Source organism: Nostoc sp. (genome assembly GCF_036917815.1).
Taxonomy (GTDB): domain Bacteria; phylum Cyanobacteriota; class Cyanobacteriia; order Cyanobacteriales; family Nostocaceae; genus Nostoc.
In genome coordinates, this window is the sequence record NZ_JBALEK010000095.1 from 1 (window position 1) to 26,251 (window position 26,251).

A 26,251-nucleotide genomic window follows, 5' to 3' on the forward strand; every position below is an offset into this window, starting at 1 on the left:
TATTCCCTATTCCCTATTCCCTATTCCCTATTCCCTATTCCCTATTCCCTATTCCCTATTCCCTATTCCCTATTCCCTATTCCCTATTCCCTATTCCCTATTCCCTATTCCCTATTCCCTATTCCCTATTCCCTATTCCCTATTCCCCATTCCCTATTCCCCATTCCCCATTCCCTATTCCCCATTCCCCATTTACTACTGATTACACAGCTTTTTGCAATAAATGACTCCCCATTCTTAAAAAAAAATTGATATATGACAATCTGTCATATTTGGCGTTGATTTTATTTAAAATGAGAAAGAGAAAAAAATTATTTGTTAGGAGAGAGCCATGAAATTGATTTCGGCAAGCTGGCGACGCCTTGGTTTAGCTGTGTTGACAATCCTTTTAGTTGTTAGCAGCTTCGCTGTTTTCACTCCCAGCGCTGATGCGGCTGAAACCTACCAGGTGAAATTGGGTAGCGATAAAGGAATGCTGGCATTTGAACCGAAAAAGTTGACCATTAAACCAGGTGACACAATTGAATGGGTGAACAACAAAGTTCCTCCCCATAATGTTGTGTTTGATGCTGCCAAAAACCCCGGCAAGGACAAGGATTTAGCAAAATCTCTGTCTCATAAGCAACTTCTTATGAGTCCTGGTAAAAAGGAAACAACCACCTTCCCCGCAGATGCACCTGCTGGTGACTATACCTTCTACTGCGAACCTCACCGTGGGGCTGGCATGGTTGGTACAATCACTGTCCAAGGCTAGAAACACCAGCCTTTGATACAAGATGATTACTCAGTTAAATTAACTCATCGCAACACGCCACACTCCTAGAGTGACGCACAAAATCCATAATGGCGGTAACGAGTCCTATCCTCCCCTAAGACGCTAAATAACCTGTGGCGATGGAGGGATGAACTAGTTACCGCCAATTTTGATCAAATTTGACTTAATCAGGGATTGATCGCGTTTATACTCTTGCTGGAGGCTTGTTGCGAGGAAATTCTGTTGAGAATACTTTTATTAATCCTACTGTTGGCGATCGCTCTATTCAAATTGACATTCATTAGTCCAGCACTAGCTGCCGAAACATCCAACGGTGCTAAAATCTTCGAGGCTAACTGCGCTTCTTGCCATATAGGTGGCGGTAACATCCTGATTATCCAGAAAACTTTGAAAAAGGAAGCATTGTCAAAGTACCTAGAAAATTACGATCGCGATTCAATTGAGGCGATTATCCACCAAGTGCAAAATGGTAAAAATGCTATGCCTGCCTTTAAAGCCAAGTTAAGTGCTGAGGAGATTCTGGAGGTGGCTGCTTACGTTTTTCAGAATGCAGAAGAAGGCTGGTAAATTAGCGATACCATCTACTTCTTGTGGGGTGGGCATCTTGCCCGCCCTAATTAGTTAACTATATGTATATATATGATGAACTAGCGATCGCCAGTTCATCAACTGCTAAAAACGATATTTTCAAGATGAATGATAAATTTACAATTTTTATCATTCATCGCTTTTAGCTTGTTTGTTAGGTACTTCCAAATAAAAAAACATCCCAAATTTTTGTGGGATGGGTGTCCCCACCATTGGTGTCAAGTTAAGCTCAAACTTCCTATGTCAATAAGCATTTATGCTGAAGAATTCGGTTTTAAAGGGACAAAAAACGAACTTTTTCAGGGACTATTAATGCTTTGTTTATTAGCATCACTCCCAGCTTGCGTATAAAAGTCAGAAAAAGTTCACCTTTATACTTCGTTCCTCACAAAACCTATCGTTGACAAATGGGTTTTAACCTTAAGTTGACACTAATGGTGTCCCCACCCGTCCCAGATTTAGAGCGCTCATGTTGCCCACCCCACAAAATGGATAATTTATTTCTTGTCAGTCCCTTAATCCAAAATCACCACCGGGTGATTATTTGTCTGGATTAGATTTTTTTCTGTTTTCCTTCACTTGGCGTAATTGTTCTACTAATTTTTGCTCCGATCCAACAGAGGGCGTAGACTGACTATTATTGACTCTCGGTAGTAATAACGGTTCGGAAGTAGTGGGTGACGATGAAGGTGTGAACTGGTTATTTATGATTGGCAGTTCAGATAATGGCTTAGAAGTAGTTGCTGGTGAGGGTATAAGCTGATTGTTATTGATTCCTGGTGTAGCTAATGAAGAGGGATTTTGCTCTTGATTAGTCCCAGTGGTATTGCTAGTGTTGTTTTGAAAATGTAGGTTAAATGGATAGGAACTAATCTGTTTATCTCCCTTGGGGGATTGCTTATTAAAGTATTCCCTTGCTTTTAATTGCAATTCTGGGGAAAGTAACTTGTCTTGAAACTTGATATCTAAGACTTTACCATCAGGATCTACCACTAATACACCCAAAACAGCACCTTGAAGATTCGGCTTATCCGTAGGTAATATTTGCCGGATGACTGGTTTTTGTTCAGCATTGGGGTATTCTTGCTGAACTTCTTTTCTCAGCTTTGTGTAGGAGTCTAGCTGGGCGATGGCCAGTTGAGTTCTCTTCGCTGATAAATCGGCTGTCTGGGGCGTGGTTCCCCTCGTTCCGATTAAAGTATTTCCACTCCTGGGAGCTTGTTTTAGAGAATTTATCAGCGAGTTTTGAGAAATTCTAGACGCATCATTAGCCGGTTGCGTCATTATTTGTGAACTTATATTTCCCTGTGCTGTTGTAATGGGGCTAGTGGTTGTAATGGCACTAGTGTCAGATAAGTTTTGAGGTTGGGCATTTTGCAGAAGATCATTAGATATTTTCTGCGGCTGCAATTCTGGCAACCTATTTAAAGCCAGAGGCTTAGGTGGCTCATAATTGGTGGCAATGTTATTCACACGAGGAACTGATGGAGAGAATTTTGGGCTGTTATTAAATTTAGAACTGTCAAACTTAGAGGCATCAAATCGCAAATTATCACTAGGAATCATCCGCAAAGACTGCCTTGTAGGTAAGGAGGAGACCTGATAGTTATTCGACGATGCGGGTAGCGGAGGCAGTACTAGCTGACTGGATGGTGGTGGTGCTAATGGCGATAATCCACCTTGGGCGCTAAAGTTCGGAGCAGAAAGTGGCGCGACTGGGGGGAATTGTTGTAAACCAATTTGGGGTGTGGTTTGCGGCAAACGGTTTTGATCGGCTTGGCTCAATTCCAAAAGTCCGACTGTTTTGGATGATGCTGTTTCTTTGGGCTTGTTAGACTCCATAGGCATCAATGGCACAATCATGGCGATGGCACCGTGGATACCAAGGGAAGCTATAGCTGCTATCCCAATTGGCTGGCTTAAGATATCTGGTATATTTTTCAGCAGGGAGACGTAAGACATAGCTATTATCGTTCACTCGACTCAGTTACAGTTGACTACCGATTTTCTCTTTCCGACTATATTCCAATATCCTGAAAGAGATGCGTTCCTCTAAGGAAATAATAACTTCCTCTGTTGACAATCAAAACGCCAAAATTGCCATTTATTCAAGTTTTATAACAAACAGAATTCAGGAGTCAGAATTCAGTTGGGTATTCTCTACGACTAGTGGATGAATCAAGGGGTTTAAATTCCCTACTCATTCATTCTGACTTCTTCTTTAATCAATGACGCTGTATCATATCTTCAAAATTTGAGCTTGCTAAAGAGATATTTGAAAAATTACTACCTTTGATTTTTTATTTTTATGACGCACACAAATTAAAATTAATATCTGGGAGATTTATAAAGCTTAAGTGAATGTACAAGTCTGATTTCATCAAAACATCTGCTGAAGTTGCCTTGTTTTTCTACTGTCTTCCAGCTAACCACGCTTCTGTAACAGATGGCACACTTGCTTGTCCAATACTAGTCCCTATGTAAAAATACTACCACATCGGCAGTCTCTCAAACTGTTGCAATTTGTACAGTTTTATTGACAATTCTAGCCCTGAACCACACCAAGGCTATTTGGGTTTTTATCAAGGGAGTGAGTCAGGCGATCGCAATTCTAGCTTCTGAATCATGATTGCTTGTTCCTCAAAAAAGTTCAAACCCTCAATCATTGCATCCAAAATTCCAAATGCCCTTACCGATAGTTATTTTACCTGGATATCTAGAAAGCGCGATCGCTTATCGCCAACTAGAACAATCCCTACAAGAATTAGATTTTCCCACGGTTACAGTACCACTGCGACGGCGTGACTGGTTTCCCACTCTGGGAGGGAGACCCGTAACCCCTATTCTGCAACAACTTGATCGCACGATCAAGCAAACATTGCAACAACATAATGCTACTCAAGTTAACTTGATCGGTCACTCAGCCGGGGGTTGGATATCCCGCATTTATATGGGAGAAAAGCCTTATTTGACACGCCCTGATGTCAAACCATTTCTCTGGGAAGCCCATCCTCTGGTTGCTACTCTCATCACCTTGGGTACACCCCATATTAGCCAAGAACGCTGGACGCGCTTCAATCTAGATTTTGTCACCAATAATTACCCAGGAGCTTTTTACAAAAACGTTCGTTACGTTTGTGTGGCTGGCAAAACTATCTTTGGCCAAAGGCGGCCTGGTAGTTGGTTAGCTTACAGTAGTTATCAATTAACCTGTGGTAAGGGTAACACTTGGGGAGACGGAATCACGCCCATCGAAGCTGCTCATTTGGAAGGTGCAGAAAATCTGGTGATTGAAGGTGTGAAGCATTCTCCGAGAAGTCCTGGGATTTGGTATGGTTCAGCAGAACCCTTAAAAGCTTGGGTGAAATATTTGATTTGAAAAACTTTATTTTTCTTTGAGAAATGCAAAATTTATTAATATTTCTTAGCTAAAATCGTAATAAGAATAAATACTTAGTTAAGAACAGGAGGGGTGAACTATGCAAAGCACCCAGTTCGATCGGATTTTGCGACGAATAGCGACGATATTATCGGTCGTGATTCTGACTCTGTGCTTAATTTATGTCTCTACCGGAGTTTTGCTTTCTTTTTACTATGAGCCGACAGCAGGCGGGGCTTATAACTCATTGAAGATGATTAATACACAACTGCCATACGGCTGGTTGTTTTGGAGAGCGCATAATATTGCTGGTAATGCAGTAATTGCGATCGCTCTAATTCAAATTGTGGTGATGTTTTTAGGTCGCCAATTTCGCAATAGCTGGCTAGCTGCTTGGATTAGCGTGATTTTGTTGACCCTAAGTGCGATCGGGCTAGATTGGACAGCGATGATTTTAGATTGGACTCAGGAAGGTTACTGGCGTTTTAACATTGAGCTAGGAACCATCCAAGCTATTCCTTTCATTGGTGGGCAACTGCGCGACATCCTAACCGGTGGTGGAGCAATTAACACAGTTACCGTTGAACACCTTTACACAATACACAGTTATCTGATTTCGGTAGCGACACTAATTCTTGCCATAGTACATTTGTCTGCTTTACTCTGGCAGGAATCGCAAGCGGAGTTAGGAGTTAGGAGTTAGGAGTTAGGAGTTAGGAGTTTGGAGTTAGGAGTTTGGAGTTAGGAGTTTGGAGTTAGGAGTTTGGAGTTAGGAGTTTGGAGTTAGGAGTTTGGGACTTCCAAATAAAAAAATGTCCTAAAAACTGACCCAAAAACCCTCTCTATTTCTCCTCTCTCTGTGTTCTCTGTGTCTGGAGTGGTTCGTTTCTTTGGATAATTTATTTCTTGTCAGTCCCTTATTATTCTCTCCCCAATGCCCAATACTTCGGCAACTCTTGGAGACGCTACGCGTAGCAAGATCCCCGAAGGGGTACGCTCAGTACAAGTGCCCAATGCCCAATACTTCTCTTCTTAGGCTGCGCCAACGGCAACTCTTGGAGACGCTACGCGAACGCTCAGTACAAGTGCCCAATCTACCTCATCCCCCAGGAACTTCACTAGTAGAAAGTTGAGATAATTGGGCGAGGGATAAGTCTTCAACCTCTGGTAACTTTTCTAGGGAGAGGGGAGTGGATTGGGTGACACCAGATAAGCGTTTTAAAAGGCTAGGTCTGGGATCATATAACAGATAGATAATGCGATCGCCAATTTCCCAATCTTGGTTAACTGGCATTACCTGTAAGCGTTCTTCTCGTTCTACCAATAGCGGTATCAACACCCCAGTCCGCATCTTTTCTTGGATGCGATCGGATTGAGTGGAAAATTCCGACTCATTCAGGGTGGTTGTTCCCAACTTAACTCGCCCATCACTCAAATATTCATTCCAAGTTTTAATCGCCAAGTCTGGGATAAAAGCTTGATTAACTTTATTACTAACCGAAGTACTCGCCTGGGGATCGCGGGGGAAAACAGCTAAGACACGCGGCGGATTAAATTCCTCAGCTGCTCGTTGAGCCAAAACAAAATTCACCTCACCATTACTTGTCATCGCCAAAAAAGTACCCATAGAGGCAAGTCCTGCCTCTTCCAAAACAACAGCATCTAAGGCACTGCTGGCAATCACCCGTAGATTTTGCGCCTCAGCTTGCACAAGACAGTCGGGGTCAGTATCAATCATCACCACGTTTTCTCCCCGTTCTTGGAAGAACCGGGCAATCAAAAGACTCAAGGGATTACAACCCACAATCACTGCCCCAGTTGCATCTTTAGAGGTGATTTGCAGCCAGTTAGCCACCCAGCCAGCTGTTAGCCCTTGACAGACAACAGTCATGATAATTGTGAGAAAAACTAAAGCTTTGATAGAATCACCACCGTTAATGCCGCGCTGTGTCAGCGAAATCGCAAAAAAAGAAGCGACAGAAGCAGCAACAATTCCTCTCGGCGCAACCCAGCTTAAAAATAATTTCTGTCGCCAGTTTAGATCGCTGTTCCAGGTACACAAGACGATATTAATCGGGCGAACGACAAACATTAATACCAAAACAGTGAATAAACTACCCCAACCCAAAGCAAACACACTAGCAATGGATAGGTCAGCAGCTAATAAGATAAATAGCACCGAGACGCTGAGAATTGTCAGCTGACCCTTAAAACTTCGCAAAAGACGTTCTTCTGGAACTGAGGAGTTAGCAAATACAGCTCCTGCAACTACTGTTGTCATTACTCCCGATTCGCTGCGGATCATTTGCGATAAGGTAAACAGGCTCCAAAGTATCGCTAACACCACTAAGTTTTTTAGCTCGAATGACAGAAAACTGGCGCGTTTGAAAATCAAACTCATCAGATAACCGCCAGCCCCACCAATTGCCGCACCAACACCCAAGCGCATCAGTAAACCAACGATTGCATTAATTGGGTCAGCATCGCCGTTTAAAATCGTATCGAGGACAACGAAAGCGAGGATAGCCCCAACAGGGTCAATTAAAACCCCTTCCCCTTCTAAAAGTGTTGCCACTTGCCGATCTACATTGATTTGTTTGAGCAAAGGGCCAACGACGGTTGGCCCTGTGACCACGATTATGGAAGCATAGAGAAAAGCTATCTTCCAGGGAAATTCCCCCAGCCAGTGGGCTGCCATACTCCCACCAAGCAATGTGATTAGCGTTCCGAGAGTGACAAGCAATTGCAAGCTGACTGAAACTCTGCCTAGCTCTCGCAAATCCAAATTAAGTCCGCCTTCAAACAAAATTATTGCCGTTGCTAAGGCGACAATAACTTCTAGTCCAGAGCCTAGTAAATGGGGATGCAACAGCCCGATGCCATCGGAGCCAAACAAAATGCCCAACAGCAACAACAAGACGATGCTGGGTACACGAAGGTACGCAGCTAGCACTTGGGCGCTAATGCCTGCAAAGACAGCGATCGCCATCTGGATGGTGATTTCAAAAGATGCTTCCATATTGTAGATTTTGAGCGATTTATTTCAAAATCCTTTGTAAAAAACCGTAGATATTAAATCTACAGGGTACAACATCATACCCTTTGTTCCTTGCTGTCTTTAGCGTTTTTTATATCTGTATATCCCCTGAAATTGCGATCGCCACACCGTGACGCACCCTGCACCTTCCCGCAGAAGTATCTACGGAGTTTTTTGTGTGTCTCCATATCTTTGTATCCTCTTCAAGCTTTTATCTGCACCCAGTTTAGCTGCCACAAACTTTTTTTTGCAAAACCTGTTGACAACTGCAAGAAAATTCGTTACCTTATAAAAGGTCTGAGTCTGATGCCCCCATCGTCTAGAGGCCTAGGACACCTCCCTTTCACGGAGGTAACGGGGATTCGAATTCCCCTGGGGGTACTTAAAAACAATAAAAGCAGAAGCTTTTTTGTTTGAAATTTACAAATTAAAACCATCATCCGTGAATAAGCCTGAATGATGGTTTAATTGTTATAAATACGGTTCTTTGCTGGCTAGCTCTTCTACGCGTTGGTGAATAGCCAGGAGGTTTAACCGCAGATCCTTACCAAGGCGATTTTCAATGATTCCTACTGGCATAGTGAGTTTAGGCCAAACTTGAATTGTGTAGGACAGATTTGTTCCTATATACTCACCGAGGGAATAAGGCTCTAAGCACCAGCTACCAGAAAAGCCTTTAAAATCTCCCTCTACCATACGGAAATTAATTTCTTTGGGGAAGCATTCTTCCAAATCCAGAACTACCCGCGCACAAAATTTGAAATTCAGTAAGCGCTGGGAGCCTACTTGCTCCAGTCGAATCCCACCATTGGGATGCTCGATTAAACGACTCTTGGCAAGGTTGGGAAGGAAGTCAGGTAAGGCTTCATAATCTGTGAGAACCTTCCAGATTTGCTCCACTGGTTGGGGGATTTGGATTTTGGCACTGATTTGCCTCTGTCGCTCTGCTATTTTCTCAATTTTAACTTCTACCTTAACAGCTACATCCCCTTCTAGGTTGATGTCATCAGTGGAAGACTGGAAATCAAGGTTCTCTGTTGTGTTCTGTTGTTTAGTCACTTTCAGAATTATGGTTTGCTTTCGTCAGAAAATTGGGGCAGAGTCAGGGTGAAGCAAATTTCGCTTTGTTCAGAATCCGGGATTGGGAGACTTTGAATAGCGATCGCTCCATTCAAATGCTGTACTAAAGACTTGACTAGAGCAAGTCCCAAGCCTGTCCCTGGAGTCCAACGCCCTTTTCCGCGACGGAACTTGTCAAAGATGTAGGTGGCTTCTTCTTCAGATATGGGGCGTCCTGTATTCGTCACCTTTATGATAACTTGATCAATTTGTTGATCAACTTGGTGAGCCGCTTCCAGGCGGACTATTGTATCCTGCTCTGAGTATTTACAGGCATTTGTTAACAATTCTTGCAGGATGCGGTCAAAACTCTCCAGTTCAGTTTGCAGTTTTAGCGATTCCTCTGGCAAATCTACAGAAATCCTTAATCCCTTCTCTGCGAGTTTTTTCTCAAAAGATGCTGCTATATCCTGGATTCTAGTATTTAAATCTATAGATTGTAATAGCGGAGCTTCGTGAGGCGATTCTAGTTTTTGGAGTGTCAACAAGTCATTAATCAAGTTAATTTCCTTTGTACATTCCTGCTCCAGGATATCCATATATCTAACTTGACGCTCTGGTGCTATTCCTGGCAAACGTAAGTTCCGAATTGACATCAGCATATTTGTCAGAGGATAGCGTAGGCGATCGCTCATATTACTCAAAAATTCATCTTTGAGTTCGTTAAGTTTCCGCAGTTGCTCAACATACTGCCGGGTTCTTTCATGCAGTTTCGCTTGCAGTTCCAGACTACTCTGGAGTTTCGCCGTGCGTTCATCTACCAAAGTTTGCACTTGGCGCAATGTCTGTGACTGAATTATGGCGTTACTCATTTGAGCGCAAACCATTTCCACAAGATTTAATTCTGCTGGTTGCCAATTGCGAATTACAGATTGCTGTAGCACCAAGAATCCTAAGATTTTACCTTGACTCTCTAATGGCACTAAGAGAACCGCAGGGAATTCCTCTATTGCAAATAATGGAGCAGCTGTCAATGCCTCGTTTTCGTCTGTATAGTCATCGAAGATGACTGGTTTTCCAGAATCTATGAAGGCACGCTGGCATAAACCACACTCTGAAACCAAGAAAGACTTAGCTAAGGCGTCTAGTTCATTAGTGGGGGAACTTTGTCTTTCCCTAGCCCATTCAGCGTTCACAGTAGCTTTCGCTTTGGGAATTTGTTTTTTAGCTTGAGTCCTAAATAGTGGATCTGTATATTTTAGTAAAATGAGTAAACCCCGATCTGCCTGGAGAGATTCGACAGTCGAGACAACAACTAACTGGAGCATTTGATTAAGCTCCAAGTTGCTACGACTCAATAAAGTTAATTGCTTGATCAAGCTTTGATGCTGGTTGCTCTTTTGCACATACTGCTCTTGATGAGCAATTAATTGAGCTTGTGCCACTCCAGCAAAAGCGATGGCGCACGCCGACTCCACTTCTTTGAGCAGTTGTTTTTCTGATTCACTCCATTCATAAGGTTGGAATTTAATCAGATTAATCACTCCGTTATTATTGCCACCAAACCGAGTGGGAATTGCCAAAACTGCTTTGATTGGTAGTGGTAAATACTGACACCCAATTACCAGACTGTTCTGAATGATGGAAATGTCTTCAATAGTCAATGGTTGGGCAGCACATTGCAGCACTGGCGAGTGCATAAGCAACTGTTCCATCGAAAACATCTCTTCTGGGTGTGGCAACCCGATATACTCATCAGCACACCAATTAGTAGTAGTCGCTTCGTCGGATGTCTCACCCGTTACTGAAACCAAGCAGCAGCAATCTACTTGAAAAGCAACTCCTAACAATTGGGCAATATCTTGCAGCATCGATGCCGTCGCCGAGCTATTGGCAATTATTTGGTTAATCTTTTGTACCAACTGGCGGGCACGTTCTTCCTGATGATGCATCAGCTTGACTTGATAAGGTTGTAGTCGATCTATGTCATCTACGTAATATGGCGGCGATGATAAAGGTTTTTTCATTCTTGGCACGCCCTCGGATAATAACCCCATTGTTTTTGCACCCAACCTCTTGGCATATTCTTCACCGCTACTTGTGTTGCTACACCCTGATAATTGACAAATCTGGTCTGAATACTTTCTCTCACCTGTTATAGCCCTTTTCTATCTCAGATCGCCAAATTTCCACTGCATCAAGCAAATTGCTACAGCGTTACATAAGTAATAGAATACTTAAGATATCCTATAAATGTTTCAGTTAGCTTATTTTTAACTGCTTTATGTTGAAATAATTTACTAACTTTATCCTGTCTGTAAGTATACATAAACCGTAATTTCTCTGGAATTCCAGCAAAATCACCCTTCAGTTCACGTAAAATTACTTAACTTACTTAACTTACTTTATAAATTTTTGTGACTTTTAAAAAAAAAATAAGAGGTTTAACAAGCTACTCTTTAATCTCCGTAACTCTCAGTAAAATATTAATAAAGCTAAATTTGGAATGCAGCCTAGTTATTAGTGATAATAACTGGGCTGCATTCGTCTGAATATTAAGACTATCCAGCCAAGCTCTCGACACTCAGAGGAACCATATCGCCATTCCTCGTCAGTCCTAACAACATCGGTTGTTGGGCTTGAATTAGTTGACCTGTTAGTACGCAGCGTTCTTCCTGCTGGGCGGTGGCAGCGATGCTAGCTCGAATGTCAGTTCGCGAAAATCGAGGCTTCCACTCACCTGATTTTTGCTGGACATAATTCCAAAGGATATCTCGGATTAGAGCTTGATATCCCTGATTCCCAGCTATTTCTTTGAGTTTATCTTTGAGTTCCCGCTCTAGACGAATGCTGGTAACTTCCATATCGGTGGTTGGGGTGCGGGCGATCGTATGCATCACTTTTTCTCCTTAAAGGTATAGACAGGATAGTAATACAAGTGTAGTATGTTTAAAGGAATGTTCAATAGGTGAAATTTTCTGTGAAATCCATTTGCCCCATATCTACTTCAATTTTGTGTGCCACCAATTGCCGAGTCAGTTGGGAATCAGCTGCTATGGGAGTGGAGTATTTATTTATGGGCGATGGTAGCCAAAATCATGGGCAAATCACAGAGGGTAATGATGATTCTAGATATCTCAGCATTAGTGGGCTGATTGCGAAACCAGAACTAGATGAACAAAGCGGGGGGTACAGACAAAGGAATACTGTACCGATATGAGACCAGAAAATTTTCCGGTCAATTCTAACCCCCGCTTCACCGAAAACTTGAAGCGGGGGTTTTTTTATAAGGAGTTAAGTCTGTGACGATATCTTCCATGCGCGGCGCGAACGCAATGCAAGTGTTAGAGCAATCTGTGGTGGTGTTTTCCCAAAATTACTTGCCCCTGTGTCGGGTGAATATCAAGCGGGCAATCGTGCTGTTAGTAACCAACAAAGCCCAACCCCTTGGTTTGACCACAGAAGGCGGCTGGCAAGTGCATTCACCCAATTTGGTAATTGATGTGCCTAAACACATTCGCTTGACAATCACTTCCAATGAGCGGATGTGGAAAGTTCCGCCAGTGAATCGGCGGGAAGTGTTGCGACGAGACCATCAGAGTTGCCAATATTGCGGTAGCGGCAAACATTTAACGCTAGATCATGTGATGCCGCGTTCTAAAGGCGGTTCTCACACTTGGGATAACGTAGTCACAGCTTGTGAGAGATGTAACTCCCGTAAAGGCGATCGCACCCTGTTTGAAGCTGGTATGCAACTGCGTACCAAACCAAAAGCACCAATGCACCCCGCGATTTCTTTTGCTGAACAGTTTTGGATAGATATGCAAGCAAACCTGGAATAACAGGAGAGCATAAGGAATGCTGAAATTAACTTACACTGAAAGCAGTTTTGATTTGGAATTTGTCACTCTGTCGCTAGAAGAATGGGTAGCGCAGCGAGTAATTTTAGCCCTGCGAGTTGGGCAAAGTTTATGCATTGAACCCAGTACCGCTTCCTTTTTGCTTCCTGTTGATTTGCCAGGAGTAGAAGTACTCAGGGCTGAGGTAAAAAGAGATGACAGAGAAATCATTGCCCTCTGTGCCTGTGATGGCGAATATATGGAAGTCACTCTGCGGGGTTCTTGGCTATCAGATAGTTCTAAGGATGCTGTCGGTGTGTTTGTCACCACTATGAGCGATCGCGCCGAGTTCTTTTTGCACAAACTTTGGCAGGAAGCTCAAGAAAGTAGTGCTTCTGTAGTGAGCGAATAAACAAAATAGTAGGGTGACTCTATTTTGGATTTGTTCTCACATTGAAATTCGGAGGCAACTCTTGGAGACGCTGCGAGAACAAACATTTTGGGATTTTGGATTACTCAATCCAAAATCCCAAATTTAAAATCAGGTGAGGAGAATTTCTTACCCTTTATTGGTTCATTTGCAGCAGTTCGGGAATTGTCACAAATCGGTAGCCTTGCTGTTTGAGTCCACTGATGATTTGTGGCAAAGCTTCTACAGTTCTGCGGCGATCGCCACCACCATCATGCATTAAAACAATGAAACCAGGTTTCGCACCTTTCAGGACATTATTTACAAATGCCTGGGGTTTGGCGTGAGGATCGGTATCAGCTGAAGTTAGTGACCACATAATTACAGCGTCCTTCTGGCTTTTAGCATAAGCAGCTAATCCGTTGTTTAAAAAGCCTCCAGGAGGACGAAACAGAGCCGTTTTGACTCCTGTAGTTTTGTATATCAAATCCGCTGTGCGATCAATTTCACTCTTGGCTGTGGCTTCATCCATTCGCCGATACCAATGATGCCAAGTATGGTTGCCAATGGCGTGTCCCTCGGCGACTTCACGCTTGGCTAGGTCGGGATTTGCTTGTAAAGCTTGTCCTACCCAAAAGAATGTTGCTTTAACATCATTTTGCTTGAGGATATCCAGCATTTCTAGGGTTGTTTTTGGCCAAGGTCCATCATCAATGCTTAAAGCAATAACCTTTTCGTTATTGCTGGGTTGCACCTTATAAACTGTTTTTCCCTGAAATTTAGCTGGGACTGTAAAGGTAGGGTTTTCTACTTTGGCTGATGGCGGTAGCTGGGCATTAATTTGACCCTTTGCAGGATCTTGAACTTGTGCAGTACGGTTTTTGCTTACTGGCTGGTTCAACCCCGATTGTGGGGAGGTGCCTGGAGCAATACTACAAGCTGTAATACTAGAGGCGATCGCGACAATACTAATTATTTTTTGTCGCTTGAGGTAGTTGTCTGTCACGTCAGGCTTTTAAAGACTCACCCAATCATAAGCTGTAGTTTGACTTTTCAGAGGGTTTCGCAAGTTCATATCTAAGTACAGCAGCTTTTCTAGACAATTTCAAAAAAACTTTCTAAAACCCCTTGACACCTCTTGTAGTATTTTGTAGCATATTTGTAGTGAAGCAAAAGACAAGCTTCCCAAGAGTCAAAGTTACGTTCTACATACAACTAAAGGAAAGGCGTTGAAACAAACCATAATCCTTAGTCAGCAAAGCTGCTTTTACTTGCAAACCATCGGCAGTAGAGGCAATAAACGAAAAAAGTTCTAATTTTGCACTCATCAAAACCACTGAATACATCCGTAATACACAACAGGCTTGCTACCTAGAGTTTCGGTTGTTTTCCTAACAGTTAAAAGTAAATTTTCTGAACCTTGAAAACTAAATAAGAAATGGGCAAGTTCACCAATAAAATTTGTGCCTAAAAACCTCAAAGTTTAGGCACAGATTCCAAAAAATCGGGGTGTAGCTCAATTGGCTAGAGCGTTCCGTTGTCTGCGGAAATGTTGCGGGTTCAAGTCCCGTCACCCTGGTTGTAGTCCTGTAGGCGAATAGTTTAAGCCGTCAGTTTCTCAAGCTGAAGATTGCGAGTGCGAATCTCGTCGGGACTCCCAAATGGTCAGGTAGCCAAGTTGGTAAGGCGTTGGTCTGCAAAACCGATTAGCGCGGGTTCAAATCCCGCCCTGACCTCTGGTGCAGCGTAGCTTAATTAGCAAAGCCCCAGGTTCATACCCTGGTATATGCGGGTGCAAATCCCGCCACTGCCACCAAATGCAGGGATGGTGTAACGGTAACATCTCGTGACTCCAAATCCGATGTTCTAGGTTCAAATCCTAGTCCCTGCGTCAGACAATTTTGGGTTTTGGATTGCCGACTTTAGATTAAAAAATTTAATCCAAAATCTAAAATCCAAAATTCGCTCAATTATGCCCTCGTGGACTAATGGTTAAGTCAGTGTTCTTTCAAAGCACAGATGCGAGTTCAATTCTCGTCGGGGGAATGATTATGGGTCGGTGGCCGAGTCTGGTTGAAGGCGACAGTCTGTAAAACTGTTCTTTTTTGCGCGCAGGTTCAAATCCTGCTCGACCCACTATGGAGAGGTGGCTGAGTGGCTAAAAGCGTCCTCCTGCTAAGAGGAAACGGGTAGCTAATACCCGTCGCAGGTTCAAATCCTGTTCTCTCCGTTTTGAGAGTGTGGTGTAACTGGATAACATCTCAGTCTACGAAACTGTAGCTTGCTTCCCGAAGGGTAGATTTGAGGGTTCGATTCCCTCCGCTCTCGTTACATGATCTCTTCTCCTATCCCCTGGTAGCTCAGTTGGTAGTTAGCGCCTGTTTGAAAAACAGGAGGTCGTCGGTTCGATTCCGACCTGGGGGGCTTCGTTGCCTTATAGCTCAATGGTAGAGCAAGCGGCTGTTAACCGCGCGGTTGTAGGTTCGAGTCCTACTGAGGCAGCCATTCATTGCAGGATGGACAATTGGCAAGTCGCCTTGACTCTGAATCAAGGAGAGGTTGGTTCAAGCCCAACTCCTGCATCCAACATAAATTAAAAGGCAGACGTATTAAAAACAATAAAATAGCGTATGACATAATATGGAGGTATGAGAAGAAATGACATCCTAAAAAAAGAAGCACAAATTAGGCAATGGATTGACGATCATCGTTCTAAAGCTTTTATTTGTCGTCAATTAAATTGCAAACCTCTTACTTTAGATTTTTATCTAGCTAAATTGAACATTGTCTATAAAGGAAATCAAGGTGGAAGAGGACGCAAATCAAATAGGCTAAAGCCAGCAAGTGATTACTGTTACAAAGGGTCAACTATTCAGACGCATAGTTTGAAACTCAAGCTCATTAGGGATGGTATTAAAGTTCCAAAGTGTGAGTCGTGTCACACTGATACTTGGCTTGATGGTACTATTCCTTTAGAGCTTCATCATATCAATGGAGATCGACATGACAATAGATTGGAAAATCTCCTACTATTATGTCCTAACTGTCACGCTTTGACCGATAACCATGCAGGCAAGGCTCACAAAGATTTAGAGCGAAAGTTAAAATTGGCAGAATCAATAAATGAGATTGAGGCTAACGAACGTTTCATCAGCGTCTTAGTGTTTGATAGTTCAGAAAGTCGCAATCGCTGGCACAAAATACCACTATTACTAAGACAACTTATTAACAATGGAGATGGCATTTATAGTTGTCAATTTGCACATGGAACTTGCTTGTACTGTGGCAAGCTACTAACTAAGCCAGATCAAGATACTTACTGTTCTCAGCAATGCTCTAAATTAGCCGGCAGACGAACTGTAAGACCTTCTAAAGAAGAACTAGAAAAAATGATTTGGAGTAAACCAACTTCTCAAATAGCAAAAGATTTTGGTGTGAGCGACAAGGCGGTAGAAAAATGGTGTAAGGCTTACGGTATTGAAAAACCGCCTAGAGGTTATTGGGCGAAAAAACAATATTCCAAGCTTCAGATGTGATTGATATTCTTTGATTTTTGCCCCTGTAGCCCAATTGGTACGAGGCGCTTTATTTAGGGTAAAGAGGATGCAGGTTCGACTCCTGTCAGGGGTACTCGCGGAGATGGAGCTATGGTGCGCTCTGGGGTCTCATAAGCCTTCACGTACCGGGTTCAAATCCCGGCTCCGCTACCAAATGCTGGTGTAGCTCAATTGGCAGAGCAACTGACTTGTAATCAGTAGGTTGCAGGTTCAATTCCTGTCACCAGCTTGACTAGAAATTAGTGAGACAATTTGTAACTAGGAAATCCTATGAAAAAGTATGAAACGAATTGCGATCGCTCAAGACACCCTAAAAATTCTCGAAGCCGGTCACTACTTCTCTCCTGAAGGTAAGCAAATTAATATTGGCCGAGAATTAGTATCCTGTATTGCTGGGACGGAATACTACGAGCCGGAAACTCTTTCAGCGATCGCTCGAAATATTCTCTCAGGTAATTCTCAATTTGCAAAGACTGAATTCTCACTGAAAAATGAGACAACGCTTATGGGAGCCGAACGCACAGCGCGATGTCTACGACGGGCTACGCCTACGCAGAAATTTGAAAGAATTGGAGTTCTCAATTTTGCTTCTGCTAAAAATCCTGGTGGTGGATTTATCAAAGGCGCTCATGCTCAAGAAGAAAGCTTAACACGCAGTTCTGCACTGTACAAAAGCTTGTTGAAATGTCGCGAATACTACGATTTTCATCGCGCTCATAAATCCTTGCTCTACTCCGATCGCATCATTTACTCTCCCGGTTGTCCAGTATTCCGAAAAGATGATGGCACTCTGCTCGAAGAAGCTTATTTGGTCGATTTTATTACGAGTTGCGCTCCTAATGCTGGTCAAGTTTGGAAAAAAGAGCCTGAAAGTGTAGAAAAAATCAGAGAAATCTTGTATAAACGCGGTGAAAAATTATTATCTCTGGCTACTTATAAAGGTTGCGATGCCTTAATTTTAGGAGCTTGGGGATGTGGTGTTTTTAGAAACGATCCATCAATGGTTGCTCAGATGTTTGCAGACTTCTTATTACCGAATGGTCAATTTTGGGGTAAATTTAAAAGCGTTCTATTTTCGGTTCTCGATTCGAGCAAAGAAAGCAGGATTTTTGCAGAATTTCAAAGGCGATTTCCCTCGAATTCATAAAGATTTTTCCTAACGAATAGCAATCTCTAAAAAGAATATTGGATTTTAAATAGTGCGGATATGGTGTAACGCTAGGATTCGAGTCTTCCAAACTCTAGGCACGAGTTCAAGTCTCGTTATCCGCTTTAAAAACTTGCGGGTGTGATGTAATCGGTAGCATCTGAGTACGCCATACTCAGTGCGTGGGTTCAAGTCCCTCCACTCGCTTGCGTAGTCCTGTAACTCAATTGGTAGAGTGTCTTCCTTACAAGAAGAATGTTGCGGGTTCGATTCCTGCCAGGACTACCAAATATTGGGAGTGTAGCTCAATGGAATAGAGCTTCGAGTTTCTACCTCGAAAGTTGTGGGTTCGAGTCCTACCACTCCCGCCTATGGGTCTGTAGCTTAATTGGTAAAGCGTCTAACTGGCTGTTAGAAGGTTGTCGGTTCGATTCCGACCAGTATCCACCAAATATGGGGTCATAGCTCAAATGGCTAGAGCGCCTGTCTTGCAAGCAGGAGGTTATGGGTTCAATTCCCATTGATTCCACTGATGGTGTCTGAAGCCAAAGTGGTCGAGGCGCTGGTTTGTGGAACCAGTCATAGCGGGTTCAAGTCCCGTCAGACGCCCCTCAATGGAAGATGCCGCTGAATGGACGGCAACTGGTCTTGAAAACCAGGGTATGGGCAACTGTAGGGGTTCGATTCCTCCATCTTCCTCTTTTTCCACCTGGAGCCGAAAAGCGAGGCACTGTGCTGATAACACAGAAATAGGAGGGGCAGTACCTCCCAGGTGGATTTATATCTAGGTTTTGTGTTACAAAGATTGCGGTGTAATACGATCGCACTTGCTCATTTCTTTTTCAAATTAACTAGGGTGGTTGGCATAACGGCTGTGCAGCGGGCTTTTAACCCGCAGAAATAGGTTCGACCCCTATACCACCCATTAAACAATTAAAAATTTAAAATTCAAAATTCAAAATTTAAGAAATGCAATTTTAGTTGGACTTTTGGCAATCGCTAATATGTAACTTGAATGCACGTTGGGTTATGAATAGCAACTTGCGATCGCTAGTTGAGCGTGTTGCAATAATATATCTTTATCCAGAGTATGTACGGGATATTGCGGTGTTACTGCCAGTAGTTTCTCAATTCTTTCTCTAGCTGCTTCGACCACTGCTTCATCTAAGCTACCGTTAGTGAGCGAATCAGCAAAATCTTCAGCAATCTGATAAGTTCTTTCTATAGATGATGAGTTGATATTGCGTGAGACAATAAACAGGTCACAACCTGCATGAAATGACCGCGCCACAGTACCAGCTTTCATAAACATATCTGAGATCGCTTTCATATCTAAGTCGTCAGATACAACCACTCCCTCAAAGCCAAGTTCTTCTCTAAGTACGGTTTTGAGGATAGCCAGGGAAAGGGTTGCTGGCGCTTCGGCATCTATCTTGGGAAATAAGATATGAGCAGTCATGATCAAAGGAATCTGGACTTCGATTAAGGTTTTGAAGGGTATCAGTTCTCGAAGTCGTAGGTCTTCTAAAGTTAAATTGAGTATTGGTAGCTCAATGTGAGAATCCTTGCTGGTGTCTCCATGTCCGGGGAAGTGTTTGGCGCATCCCAAAATTCCTGAATCTCGAAGTCCAAGGTAATAGTCACGGGCACCTTGAGTAGCAGTTTCGGGAGTGCTACCAAAGGCGCGAGGCCCAATCACAGGGTTGTTGAGATGGGAAAAAATATCTGCTACAGGTGCCCATGATAAATTGATTCCCAATGATTTTAGTTCTACCGATGTGGCTTTTGCTACTTCGTAGGCGTGCGATCGCAACAACAAAGCATAAGGAAAGCGGGTAATTGGCAGTGGTGTACGAATTACACGACCTCCCTCATGATCGAGAGTGATGAACATGGAATCACGTTCAGTATATTCTCGTATCTGCCTGTTTAAATCCTTGAAGCTTTCCAGCCAAACCTGATATGGGGTGCCATCCTGAAAGTTCTTAGCGAAAAAGATCACCCCAATCGGTTTCAATTCATTGAGTGCGCGTTTATCGTCATCGCTTAATTTAGTGCCGGAAATACCTAAAATCAGGTGATGTCCAAAGCGTTTTAGCTCCTGCGATCCACTCATAATCTTTTACCTAACTGAGTTGTTCAATAGCACTCTTTAACCAGTACCCTAGATATTTTCTCAGATTAGATACACAGATTACCAAAAAAATCAACTGCTTTTGAGATTACCTATTTTCAGTCAAAGGAAATACTTTTGTTTGCCTAAAATTCCTTGATGTAAAGATAGATGAAATGCTTGCTCAAACCTATTGCCAACAATGGTATTGATAATTTGCTTGGACAGGTGTGCATAGGTAAAATTCCCTTTGGCAAAAGTTTTTTGGGGAAGCGATCGCACAATAACTGCCAAATGTAACGGATTGCAACGTATAATGAGAACGATAAAACGGTTAAGAAATATTGAAGAGCAGTAGGGTTACATGCGAGTAGCGATCGCGGGAGCGGGACTAGCAGGACTTTCCTGCGCGAAATATCTTACAGATGCAGGTCACACACCCATTGTCTTGGAACGTCGAGACGTTCTAGGCGGTAAAGTGGCCGCGTGGAAAGATGCTGATGGAGACTGGTACGAAACAGGTCTGCACATCTTTTTTGGCGCATATCCCAATATGTTGCAGTTATTTAAAGAACTGGACATTGAAGATCGGTTGCAGTGGAAAGAACACACAATGATCTTCAACCAGCCGGATGCACCAGGTACTTATAGCCGCTTTGATTTCCCAGATTTGCCAGCACCGATTAATGGTATAGTGGCAATTCTGCGAAACAACGATATGCTGAGATGGCCAGAAAAAATCCGCTTTGGCATCGGGTTATTGCCGGTCATGATTCAGGGGCAAAAGTACGTTGAAGAAATGGACAAATATTCCTGGACAGATTGGCTGCGGAAACACAACATTCCAGAACGGGTTAATAAAGAAGTTTTTATTGCCATGGCCAAGTCGCTGAACTTCATCGACCCAGATGAAATTTCGGCAACGATTCTTTTAACTGCCCTCAATCGTTTCCTCCAGGAGAAAAATGGCTCGAAAATGGCCTTTCTGGATGGTTCGCCCACAGAACGATTGTGTCAGCCACTAGTGGATTACATCACCGAAAGCGGTGGAGAAGTCCGTTTGAATGCCCCTTTGAAAGAGATTTTGCTAAACGCCGATGGTAGCGTCAAAGGATACTTGATTCGGGGGTTGAATGGGGACAAAGATGAAGTTTTCACGGCGGATTTGTATGTATCTGCCATGCCGGTTGACCCTCTGAAGGTGATTTTGCCAGCACCTTGGAAGGAAATGGAGTTTTTCCAAAAGCTAGAAGGCTTGGAAGGCGTACCTGTGATCAACGTGCATTTGTGGTTTGATCGTAAACTTACGCAAATTGATCACTTGCTATTCTCGCGATCGCCCCTCCTAAGCGTTTATGCTGATATGAGCAATACCTGCCGTGAATACGCCAACCCCGAACGCTCGATGCTGGAATTAGTTCTAGCCCCGGCAAAAGATTGGATTGCCAAATCCGATGAGGAGATTGTGGCTGCTACTATTGCCGAGTTAGAAAAACTCTTCCCCGACCACTTTGGGGGAGACAATCCAGCAACATTGCTGAAATCTCATGTGGTGAAAACGCCCCGTTCAGTTTACAAAGCGACCCCTGGTCGTCAACAGTACCGTCCCTCGCAAACAACCCCCATTAGTAACTTCTATCTCAGCGGGGATTACACCATGCAACGCTACTTAGCCAGTATGGAAGGTGCCGTACTTTCTGGTAAGCTGACAGCGCAGGCGATTTCTGAGGCCCTCCCGGTAGCAAATTCCTCAAACCTGCAAACGCTCACCCGACCGCCCGCAACGAATGCTGCAACTGCCTGATTCCCCGCCGCGCATGAAAACGCTGGTCTCTGTAGACGAGTCATACAAACTTTGTCGGCATCTCACAGCAAAGTATGCCAAGACTTTTTACCTGGGTACTTTGCTCATGAGTCCGGTAAAACGTCAATGTATTTGGTCAATTTACGCTTGGTGTCGCCGTACAGATGAATTGGTGGATGGCCCCGCATCTGCCATTACCACGCCAGAAACCCTAGACCTATGGGAACAGCAGCTGGAATCGATTTTTGCGGGACGCCCATTAGAAAATTACGATGTCGCTTTAGTTGATACCCTCCAGCGCTTTCCGATGGACATTCAGCCCTTTCGGGATATGATTGCCGGTCAGCGTATGGACTTATATCGCAGTCGTTATGAAAGCTTTGAGGATTTATACCTCTACTGTTACCGCGTTGCTGGCACTGTTGGTTTAATGTCAACGTCAGTTATGGGTGTCGATAGCACCATATACACAGCACCGTGGCGGCAGAACAAACAACCATATCTTCCCACAGAAGAAGCGATCGCTCTGGGAATTGCCAATCAACTCACCAACATCCTGCGGGATGTGGGAGAAGATGCCAAACGGGGGCGGATCTACATCCCCCTTGAGGACTTGGCAAAATTCAACTATACCGAGCAAGACTTCTTCAAAGGTGTGGTAGATGATCGTTGGCGGGCGTTGATGCGCTTTCAAATTGACCGCGCTCGCCAATTTTACACCACATCCGACCAGGGAATTACTTATTTAGCATCCGATGCCCGTTGGCCAGTGTGGGCAGCATCAATGCTGTACGGTCAAATTTTGGAGGCGATTGAACGCAACGATTACGATGTATTCAGTCAAAGGGCTTACGTTCCCCAGTGGAAAAAGTTACGTACTTTACCTATAGCTTGGATGCGATCGCAAGTCCTTTAAAAAATTAGTCATTTGTCCTTTGTTATTCACTAATAACTAATGACTAATGACTAATGCCCAATTAAAAATGACTATTGACTCCCCCCAACAAACCTGCTACAATTAATATTCGTGAGTCATGGAGAGGTGGCTGAGTGGTCGAAAGCGGCAGATTGCTAATCTGTTGTACGGCAGGCAACTCCGTACCGAGGGTTCGAATCCCTCCCTCTCCGTTTTTAAGCCTCTGATACACGCATCAGCGTAAATACTTCTACTCCCAAAGATGGATGATATGATTTATCCTTTGGGGTCTTGATTAAGATCCAGCTAAGTTACAAACCTAGTTTGAATCTTACTTTTAGGCTCCTAAATATCTGAGGAGTGAAAGTTATTTATGAGAAAAATTAGCGCCGCCTTAGCCTTCAGTATAGCTACCATAGCAACTGGGTTTTTAGTTGGGGCTTGTGGTGATACTAGTACCCCCAATGGCACAGCTAACAACGGAAATACCGCTACCCCAGCAGCAAACTCAACTACTACAAGCAGTGCTAAAGGGTTAAAAATTGGTTCACTGCTACCGTCAACAGGCGACTTGGCTTCTGTGGGACAGCAGATGCTTGGTTCCGTACCTTTACTCGTTGATACAGTCAACGCTTGCGGTGGGGTGAATGGTGAACCTGTTACCTTGGTGCAAGTAGACGACCAAACCGACCCCAAAGCTGGTGCTGCTGGTATGGCGAAACTGGCAACTTTGGATAAAGTAGCAGGTGTAGTTGGTTCCTTTGCCAGTAGCGTTTCTAGTGCAGCAGTCTCCATTGCCACGCCGAATAAAGTCATGCTGATTTCCCCTGGTAGTACCAGTCCCATCTTTACTGAAAAAGCCAAAAAAGGCGATTTTAAAGGTTTTTGGGCGCGTACAGCTCCCCCCGATACCTACCAAGCATTAGCTTTAGCCCAACTTGCCAGAAAAAAAGGTTTCAAACGAGTTTCTACAGTCGTCATTAATAACGATTATGGCGTGGGTTTTGAAAAAGCATTTGTGGAAACTTTTGAAAAATTGGGTGGAACCATCGTTAATAAAGATAAGCCTGTGCGCTACGACCCCAAAGCCCAGACATTTGATACAGAAGCGGCTGCTGCTTTTGCGGGGAAGCCAGATGCAGTCCTGGCTGTACTGTATGCTGAAACTGGCAGTCTATTCCTGAAAGCCGCCTATCAGCAAGGTGTGACTAAGGGAGTGCAAATTCTGCTGACAGATGGGGTGAAATCACCTACTTTCCCAGACCAAGTTGGCAAAGATGGTGATAAATATATTTTAGCTGGAGCGATCGGTACAGTACCCGGTTCTGATGGTAAAGCATTAGAAGCTTTCAACAAGCTGTGGAAGGATAAAAAGGGTAGTGAACCAGGGGAATATGCTCCTCAAGCTTGGGATGCGGCGGCTTTATTGACATTGGCAGCGCAAGCAGCTAAGGAAAATACAGGCGTTGGCATAGCCAGCAAAATCCGTGAAGTTGCTGATGGACCTGGCACAGAAGTTACCGATGTCTGCGAGGGACTGAAGTTACTTAAAGATGGTAAAAAGATTAACTACCAAGGAGCCAGTGGCAACGTCGATGTTGATGCTAATGGCGATGTCGTCGGTGTATACGATGTTTGGACAGTAGGAGAGGATGGCAAAATCAAGGTAATTGATAAAGTTACCCCTAAGTAGAAAGTTAGGAGTTAGGAGTTAGGAGTGAAACATCACTAACTCTTAACTTTTAACTCCTAACTTCTAACTTTTAAAACCCAGTGAAGTTGTAACCAACTCCTAACAACAAGCCCACGTCAGTTTGATCGAAAAAGCCGGCATTTATAGCAGCCGTTGCTGTGAATTGAGGAGTTAGAGGCACATCAACACCAGCAGATGCCAAAAAGGCCAATTTTGAATTATCACCAGTTTTGTAAGCTGCACCCACTCCAATGTAAGGTGCGATCGCTAACGGTTCCCTAAAAGCATCTGCTGACTTGAAGGTAAAATCGTAGGTGATCGGAACTAGAATTGTGGTATCGTCCCCAAATACGGCTGAAGGTCGCACAGATATAGCATTTGTCAGTCCGATTTTGCTGATTACTGCGAAGTTGCCGTCGCCCAAAGACGCGTCACCAGCACCACTCAAACCAATATTACCAGCCACGCCAATATAGCTGCTGCCACCACGGGTAGTTCTACCTAAATCAATATCCGATTGCGCCACTTTGGTAGCAGATGGTTCAGAAGTGGTTTGAGAAGTCGGTTGTACAAACTCAGAGGTAAGGGTCGCAGATGAGGTGGCCACTGTGCCGGGAACGGGTGTAGCCGTTGCGCTGGCGTTTTCCTCGATCGCAGGGTTCGACAACTGCTGTACCTTAGCTAAATTTGTGGCTGTAAATGTTTCAATTGTTTCTGTAGAGAGTTTTTGGCTTACAGTGTCTAGTTCTGTACTAAACTCCTTGGGAGACGCTACAGTTGCGGAAGGGTCGGCTAATGGCTGACTGCTCACCTTGTCTACTGTCTGGGCATTTGCAGATAAGCCGCTACTCAGGACTGCAAGAGCAGCTATACTTGGGAACCAAAAAACACCTTTACGAAAAAAAATAGTATTCACGTTCACTCCTAAAACAACATTGCCACGAAAAATAAAGGTTTTTGTTGATTTAAGTCAACAAATTCGGGCAATACTCAAAATTTAACATCAAAAAATCGGTTTTTCCATTCTGATATCTCGTTCCCATACAAAGCTGGGGAATGGCTGATTAGGGGCTGCTGCCTCCAGTCAGAGATTGAATCAGCAGCCCAGATGAATGAATACATTTCCATGCGGAGTATGAGAACGAGAAAACGAGATAAAGCCTCATCAAGCTAGTTTTTTAGGACTTGTGTATACACCGTAGCCTTCTAGGAGAGAAGAATGGAACAGAGGTCAGAATATTAAGTTGCACATCGCGTTAAATTACGAGAAAAATAAAAAACTCCGCCCACAGAGGGATGTAGTTCTTGGGCATGGGGAATGGGGAAGAGTTACCAATGCTCGCAGTAACGACTACAGAACAGGGGGTTGGTCTATTTACGCCATACTGTACTAGAACTTACCCTTTGTGACAAAAAAAGTTGATTGTGAAGTGATATTACGAAGCTTGCAAAAATATTTAGAAATTGTCTAGAAGGCAAACATGGTTCTAACGTAGAACCTATTAGGAGAGACTTGAGGCAAATGTGATGAGCGGAAATAATATTCAAAAGTATCGGTTTGTCTGTACTCTGACTTTTGGTGATATCTACGGTCAAATAATTGTTTGGTTGATTACAATTACCCTAAGTTTGGCATCAGCCTTGGCACTGATGGGTGCCAAGCGACCCGTGTACGCTTTAGCAACAGCAGGTCTGGTAGTTCTGCTATCGCTACCTTTCTTGTTGTTTGCGTTTGTCACGACCTTGTTAAATCATATTGAAGTTACTCCTGTAGGACCGGGAACCAAAATGGAACCTATGCCAGGTAATGTGTCTCAGCAACAACCTGTACAAGCAACTAGCTAAGGAGTTAGGAGTTAGGAGTTACTCAATCTGTCTCATAACTCTTCATAATTTCAAAATTTGTAATAACATCCCTGTCTATAGGCAGGGAAT

The 26,251-nt window shown here is 43.6% G+C and carries 23 protein-coding genes and 26 tRNA genes; 40 read left to right on the plus strand and 9 right to left on the minus strand.

All coding sequences use genetic code 11. The features are described 5' to 3' along the window. Window positions 1-331 precede the first annotated feature (331 nt). Window positions 332-754 (plus strand): plastocyanin, encoded by a 423-nt coding sequence (gene petE / locus V7K97_RS28600; protein ID WP_334804352.1) that lies wholly within the window; start codon window positions 332-334, stop codon window positions 752-754. A 243-nt stretch (window positions 755-997) separates the two neighbouring features. After that, entirely contained in the window at window positions 998-1,342 is a 345-nt protein-coding gene (gene petJ / locus V7K97_RS28605) for a cytochrome c6 PetJ (protein WP_334804353.1), read from the plus strand. Between the two features lie 561 nt (window positions 1,343-1,903). On the opposite strand, the gene V7K97_RS28610 is transcribed toward petJ, so the two are convergent. Next, entirely contained in the window at window positions 1,904-3,325 is a 1,422-nt protein-coding gene (locus V7K97_RS28610; protein WP_334804354.1) for a hypothetical protein, read from the minus strand. Window positions 3,326-4,046: 721 nt separating this feature from the next. Here V7K97_RS28610 and V7K97_RS28615 point away from each other — a divergent pair. Both V7K97_RS28615 and V7K97_RS28620 read left to right on the plus strand, forming a co-directional pair. Continuing rightward, window positions 4,047-4,742 carry an esterase/lipase family protein gene (locus V7K97_RS28615; RefSeq protein ID WP_334804355.1) on the plus strand — a complete coding sequence of 232 codons (696 nt, stop codon included), beginning with the start codon at window positions 4,047-4,049 and terminating at the stop codon, window positions 4,740-4,742. A 100-nt stretch (window positions 4,743-4,842) separates the two neighbouring features. Then, complete coding sequence (locus V7K97_RS28620; RefSeq protein WP_334804356.1) at window positions 4,843-5,445, plus strand: cytochrome b N-terminal domain-containing protein; 603 nt, start codon at window positions 4,843-4,845, stop codon at window positions 5,443-5,445. A gap of 396 nt (window positions 5,446-5,841) precedes the next feature. Here the strand turns inward: V7K97_RS28620 and V7K97_RS28625 are convergent, their stop codons facing one another. Beyond that, window positions 5,842-7,761 (minus strand): cation:proton antiporter, encoded by a 1,920-nt coding sequence (locus V7K97_RS28625; protein ID WP_334804357.1) that lies wholly within the window; start codon window positions 7,759-7,761, stop codon window positions 5,842-5,844. Between the two features lie 326 nt (window positions 7,762-8,087). On the opposite strand from V7K97_RS28625, the gene V7K97_RS28630 reads away from it, so the two are divergent. Further along, window positions 8,088-8,160: transfer RNA gene (locus V7K97_RS28630), tRNA-Glu, on the plus strand. A 90-nt stretch (window positions 8,161-8,250) separates the two neighbouring features. Here the strand turns inward: V7K97_RS28630 and V7K97_RS28635 are convergent. The 3 genes from V7K97_RS28635 to V7K97_RS28645 form a co-directional block, all read right to left on the minus strand. Continuing rightward, window positions 8,251-8,838 (minus strand): SRPBCC family protein, encoded by a 588-nt coding sequence (locus tag V7K97_RS28635; RefSeq protein ID WP_334804358.1) that lies wholly within the window; start codon window positions 8,836-8,838, stop codon window positions 8,251-8,253. An 8-nt stretch (window positions 8,839-8,846) separates the two neighbouring features. After that, window positions 8,847-10,865 carry a sensor histidine kinase gene (locus V7K97_RS28640; protein WP_334804359.1) on the minus strand — a complete coding sequence of 673 codons (2,019 nt, stop codon included), beginning with the start codon at window positions 10,863-10,865 and terminating at the stop codon, window positions 8,847-8,849. A gap of 534 nt (window positions 10,866-11,399) precedes the next feature. After that, window positions 11,400-11,735 carry a hypothetical protein gene (locus tag V7K97_RS28645; RefSeq protein ID WP_334804360.1) on the minus strand — a complete coding sequence of 112 codons (336 nt, stop codon included), beginning with the start codon at window positions 11,733-11,735 and terminating at the stop codon, window positions 11,400-11,402. Between the two features lie 71 nt (window positions 11,736-11,806). Here V7K97_RS28645 and V7K97_RS28650 point away from each other — a divergent pair, with 71 nt between their 5' ends. The 3 genes from V7K97_RS28650 to V7K97_RS28660 all read left to right on the plus strand — a co-directional run bounded on the left by V7K97_RS28650 (window position 11,807) and on the right by V7K97_RS28660 (window position 13,089). Continuing rightward, entirely contained in the window at window positions 11,807-12,058 is a 252-nt protein-coding gene (locus V7K97_RS28650; RefSeq protein ID WP_334804361.1) for a hypothetical protein, read from the plus strand. A gap of 115 nt (window positions 12,059-12,173) precedes the next feature. Beyond that, window positions 12,174-12,680: an HNH endonuclease gene (locus tag V7K97_RS28655; RefSeq protein WP_334804393.1), complete on the plus strand. Its 507-nt coding sequence runs from the start codon at window positions 12,174-12,176 to the stop codon at window positions 12,678-12,680. Between the two features lie 16 nt (window positions 12,681-12,696). Further along, entirely contained in the window at window positions 12,697-13,089 is a 393-nt protein-coding gene (locus V7K97_RS28660; protein ID WP_334804362.1) for an alr0857 family protein, read from the plus strand. A 154-nt stretch (window positions 13,090-13,243) separates the two neighbouring features. On the opposite strand, the gene V7K97_RS28665 is transcribed toward V7K97_RS28660, so the two are convergent. Both V7K97_RS28665 and V7K97_RS28670 read right to left on the minus strand, forming a co-directional pair. Continuing rightward, window positions 13,244-14,092, minus strand: coding sequence for a polysaccharide deacetylase family protein (locus tag V7K97_RS28665; RefSeq protein ID WP_334804363.1), 849 nt, complete (start codon window positions 14,090-14,092; stop codon window positions 13,244-13,246). A gap of 199 nt (window positions 14,093-14,291) precedes the next feature. Then, window positions 14,292-14,414, minus strand: coding sequence for a hypothetical protein (locus V7K97_RS28670; protein ID WP_334804364.1), 123 nt, complete (start codon window positions 14,412-14,414; stop codon window positions 14,292-14,294). A gap of 177 nt (window positions 14,415-14,591) precedes the next feature. Between V7K97_RS28670 and V7K97_RS28675 the strand changes: the two genes are divergently transcribed. The 26 genes from V7K97_RS28675 to V7K97_RS28800 all read left to right on the plus strand — a co-directional run bounded on the left by V7K97_RS28675 (window position 14,592) and on the right by V7K97_RS28800 (window position 18,715). Further along, window positions 14,592-14,665 (plus strand) — tRNA-Asp (locus V7K97_RS28675). Window positions 14,666-14,669: 4 nt separating this feature from the next. Beyond that, window positions 14,670-14,746, plus strand: a tRNA-Glu gene (locus V7K97_RS28680). Between the two features lie 3 nt (window positions 14,747-14,749). After that, window positions 14,750-14,822 (plus strand) — tRNA-Cys (locus V7K97_RS28685). Window positions 14,823-14,826: 4 nt separating this feature from the next. Continuing rightward, window positions 14,827-14,902 (plus strand) — tRNA-Met (locus V7K97_RS28690). A 3-nt stretch (window positions 14,903-14,905) separates the two neighbouring features. Further along, a tRNA-Trp gene (locus tag V7K97_RS28695) sits at window positions 14,906-14,977 on the plus strand. Window positions 14,978-15,059: 82 nt separating this feature from the next. Next, window positions 15,060-15,132, plus strand: a tRNA-Glu gene (locus V7K97_RS28700). 7 nt (window positions 15,133-15,139) lie between these two features. Then, window positions 15,140-15,222: transfer RNA gene (locus V7K97_RS28705), tRNA-Tyr, on the plus strand. Window positions 15,223-15,226: 4 nt separating this feature from the next. Then, a tRNA-Ser gene (locus V7K97_RS28710) sits at window positions 15,227-15,316 on the plus strand. Between the two features lie 4 nt (window positions 15,317-15,320). Next, window positions 15,321-15,414, plus strand: a tRNA-Arg gene (locus V7K97_RS28715). A gap of 21 nt (window positions 15,415-15,435) precedes the next feature. Beyond that, window positions 15,436-15,510, plus strand: a tRNA-Phe gene (locus V7K97_RS28720). Between the two features lie 6 nt (window positions 15,511-15,516). Next, window positions 15,517-15,591, plus strand: a tRNA-Asn gene (locus V7K97_RS28725). Between the two features lie 5 nt (window positions 15,592-15,596). Continuing rightward, window positions 15,597-15,672: transfer RNA gene (locus V7K97_RS28730), tRNA-Gln, on the plus strand. A gap of 62 nt (window positions 15,673-15,734) precedes the next feature. Then, complete coding sequence (locus V7K97_RS28735; protein ID WP_334804365.1) at window positions 15,735-16,622, plus strand: HNH endonuclease signature motif containing protein; 888 nt, start codon at window positions 15,735-15,737, stop codon at window positions 16,620-16,622. A gap of 19 nt (window positions 16,623-16,641) precedes the next feature. After that, window positions 16,642-16,716, plus strand: a tRNA-Leu gene (locus tag V7K97_RS28740). 2 nt (window positions 16,717-16,718) lie between these two features. Then, window positions 16,719-16,796 (plus strand) — tRNA-Met (locus V7K97_RS28745). A gap of 3 nt (window positions 16,797-16,799) precedes the next feature. Further along, window positions 16,800-16,872: transfer RNA gene (locus V7K97_RS28750), tRNA-Thr, on the plus strand. A gap of 51 nt (window positions 16,873-16,923) precedes the next feature. After that, complete coding sequence (locus tag V7K97_RS28755; RefSeq protein WP_334804366.1) at window positions 16,924-17,790, plus strand: TIGR02452 family protein; 867 nt, start codon at window positions 16,924-16,926, stop codon at window positions 17,788-17,790. A gap of 54 nt (window positions 17,791-17,844) precedes the next feature. Then, window positions 17,845-17,915, plus strand: a tRNA-Gly gene (locus V7K97_RS28760). Between the two features lie 10 nt (window positions 17,916-17,925). After that, window positions 17,926-17,997, plus strand: a tRNA-Gly gene (locus tag V7K97_RS28765). A gap of 5 nt (window positions 17,998-18,002) precedes the next feature. After that, window positions 18,003-18,078: transfer RNA gene (locus tag V7K97_RS28770), tRNA-Val, on the plus strand. A 6-nt stretch (window positions 18,079-18,084) separates the two neighbouring features. Continuing rightward, window positions 18,085-18,158, plus strand: a tRNA-Arg gene (locus V7K97_RS28775). Window positions 18,159-18,163: 5 nt separating this feature from the next. Next, window positions 18,164-18,240 (plus strand) — tRNA-Ala (locus V7K97_RS28780). Between the two features lie 5 nt (window positions 18,241-18,245). Continuing rightward, a tRNA-Ala gene (locus tag V7K97_RS28785) sits at window positions 18,246-18,319 on the plus strand. A gap of 6 nt (window positions 18,320-18,325) precedes the next feature. Then, a tRNA-His gene (locus V7K97_RS28790) sits at window positions 18,326-18,399 on the plus strand. A gap of 7 nt (window positions 18,400-18,406) precedes the next feature. Continuing rightward, window positions 18,407-18,489: transfer RNA gene (locus tag V7K97_RS28795), tRNA-OTHER, on the plus strand. Between the two features lie 155 nt (window positions 18,490-18,644). After that, window positions 18,645-18,715, plus strand: a tRNA-Lys gene (locus tag V7K97_RS28800). A gap of 102 nt (window positions 18,716-18,817) precedes the next feature. Here V7K97_RS28800 and nagZ read toward each other — a convergent pair. Next, window positions 18,818-19,906 carry a beta-N-acetylhexosaminidase gene (gene nagZ / locus V7K97_RS28805; RefSeq protein WP_334804367.1) on the minus strand — a complete coding sequence of 363 codons (1,089 nt, stop codon included), beginning with the start codon at window positions 19,904-19,906 and terminating at the stop codon, window positions 18,818-18,820. Between the two features lie 168 nt (window positions 19,907-20,074). Here nagZ and V7K97_RS28810 point away from each other — a divergent pair, with 168 nt between their 5' ends. From V7K97_RS28810 to V7K97_RS28830, 5 genes are all read left to right on the plus strand, one after another. Next, entirely contained in the window at window positions 20,075-20,203 is a 129-nt protein-coding gene (locus V7K97_RS28810; RefSeq protein ID WP_334804368.1) for a hypothetical protein, read from the plus strand. 64 nt (window positions 20,204-20,267) lie between these two features. Then, entirely contained in the window at window positions 20,268-21,707 is a 1,440-nt protein-coding gene (gene pds, locus V7K97_RS28815; protein ID WP_334804369.1) for a 15-cis-phytoene desaturase, read from the plus strand. After that, window positions 21,691-22,623, plus strand: coding sequence for a 15-cis-phytoene synthase CrtB (crtB, locus tag V7K97_RS28820; RefSeq protein ID WP_334804370.1), 933 nt, complete (start codon window positions 21,691-21,693; stop codon window positions 22,621-22,623). The genes pds and crtB overlap by 17 nt, the downstream gene beginning before the upstream one ends. A 120-nt stretch (window positions 22,624-22,743) precedes the next feature. After that, a tRNA-Ser gene (locus V7K97_RS28825) sits at window positions 22,744-22,835 on the plus strand. Between the two features lie 161 nt (window positions 22,836-22,996). Continuing rightward, a complete protein-coding gene (locus V7K97_RS28830; RefSeq protein WP_334804371.1) occupies window positions 22,997-24,316 on the plus strand; it encodes an ABC transporter substrate-binding protein in 1,320 nt (439 codons plus the stop codon). Between the two features lie 70 nt (window positions 24,317-24,386). On the opposite strand, the gene V7K97_RS28835 is transcribed toward V7K97_RS28830, so the two are convergent. Further along, window positions 24,387-25,232, minus strand: a complete 846-nt coding sequence (locus V7K97_RS28835) for a hypothetical protein (protein ID WP_334804372.1) — start codon at window positions 25,230-25,232, stop codon at window positions 24,387-24,389. A gap of 611 nt (window positions 25,233-25,843) precedes the next feature. On the opposite strand from V7K97_RS28835, the gene V7K97_RS28840 reads away from it, so the two are divergent. Then, window positions 25,844-26,161: a hypothetical protein gene (locus tag V7K97_RS28840; protein WP_190732038.1), complete on the plus strand. Its 318-nt coding sequence runs from the start codon at window positions 25,844-25,846 to the stop codon at window positions 26,159-26,161. The last annotated feature ends 90 nt before the right edge of the window (window positions 26,162-26,251 follow it).

Coding starts and splice junctions, on each gene's coding strand:
- petE (WP_334804352.1), top strand. CDS start 332: ATGAAATTGATTTCGGCAAGCTGGCGACGCCTTGGTTTAGCTGTGTTG.
- V7K97_RS28610 (WP_334804354.1), bottom strand. CDS start 3,325: ATGTCTTACGTCTCCCTGCTGAAAAATATACCAGATATCTTAAGCCAG.
- V7K97_RS28615 (WP_334804355.1), top strand. CDS start 4,047: ATGCCCTTACCGATAGTTATTTTACCTGGATATCTAGAAAGCGCGATC.
- V7K97_RS28620 (WP_334804356.1), top strand. CDS start 4,843: ATGCAAAGCACCCAGTTCGATCGGATTTTGCGACGAATAGCGACGATA.
- V7K97_RS28625 (WP_334804357.1), bottom strand. CDS start 7,761: ATGGAAGCATCTTTTGAAATCACCATCCAGATGGCGATCGCTGTCTTT.
- V7K97_RS28640 (WP_334804359.1), bottom strand. CDS start 10,865: ATGAAAAAACCTTTATCATCGCCGCCATATTACGTAGATGACATAGAT.
- V7K97_RS28645 (WP_334804360.1), bottom strand. CDS start 11,735: ATGCATACGATCGCCCGCACCCCAACCACCGATATGGAAGTTACCAGC.
- V7K97_RS28655 (WP_334804393.1), top strand. CDS start 12,174: ATGCAAGTGTTAGAGCAATCTGTGGTGGTGTTTTCCCAAAATTACTTG.
- V7K97_RS28660 (WP_334804362.1), top strand. CDS start 12,697: ATGCTGAAATTAACTTACACTGAAAGCAGTTTTGATTTGGAATTTGTC.
- V7K97_RS28670 (WP_334804364.1), bottom strand. CDS start 14,414: ATGAGTGCAAAATTAGAACTTTTTTCGTTTATTGCCTCTACTGCCGAT.
- V7K97_RS28735 (WP_334804365.1), top strand. CDS start 15,735: ATGAGAAGAAATGACATCCTAAAAAAAGAAGCACAAATTAGGCAATGG.
- V7K97_RS28755 (WP_334804366.1), top strand. CDS start 16,924: ATGAAACGAATTGCGATCGCTCAAGACACCCTAAAAATTCTCGAAGCC.
- nagZ (WP_334804367.1), bottom strand. CDS start 19,906: ATGAGTGGATCGCAGGAGCTAAAACGCTTTGGACATCACCTGATTTTA.
- V7K97_RS28810 (WP_334804368.1), top strand. CDS start 20,075: ATGAAATGCTTGCTCAAACCTATTGCCAACAATGGTATTGATAATTTG.
- pds (WP_334804369.1), top strand. CDS start 20,268: ATGCGAGTAGCGATCGCGGGAGCGGGACTAGCAGGACTTTCCTGCGCG.
- crtB (WP_334804370.1), top strand. CDS start 21,691: ATGCTGCAACTGCCTGATTCCCCGCCGCGCATGAAAACGCTGGTCTCT.
- V7K97_RS28830 (WP_334804371.1), top strand. CDS start 22,997: ATGAGAAAAATTAGCGCCGCCTTAGCCTTCAGTATAGCTACCATAGCA.
- V7K97_RS28840 (WP_190732038.1), top strand. CDS start 25,844: ATGAGCGGAAATAATATTCAAAAGTATCGGTTTGTCTGTACTCTGACT.